This window comes from Limimaricola sp. G21655-S1 (assembly GCF_027213785.1).
In the GTDB taxonomy this organism is placed as follows: Bacteria; Pseudomonadota; Alphaproteobacteria; order Rhodobacterales; family Rhodobacteraceae; genus Limimaricola.
Genome location: NZ_JAPWGO010000455.1, coordinates 1 through 244, shown reverse-complemented (window position 1 = coordinate 244; position 244 = coordinate 1). Strand labels below are relative to the sequence as shown.

The window sequence follows — 244 nt, the reverse complement described above, 5'->3', positions numbered from 1 at the left end:
AGGTATAGCGCCACTTGGCGGCGTTATTCACCAGCTGGTCCATCGCCAGCAGGAAGAAGTCCAGGCGCTGGTGGCACATCACAGGGCGCATGCCACCCAGCGCGGCACCGCTGCCGATGCCGGTCATCGCGTTCTCGGCGGTGGGCATGTCGAATACCCGCGCCGCGCCAAAGCGCTCCTGCAGACCGGCGGTGGTGCCGAAAATGCGTTTCGGATCGTCTACCCCCAGGCCGTAACACAGCAC

At 65.2% G+C, this 244-nt stretch carries 1 pseudogene; it reads right to left on the bottom strand.

The features are described 5' to 3' along the window. Positions 1-244, bottom strand: a pseudogene (locus tag O4G76_RS21440) (hypothetical protein); the annotation flags it as partial.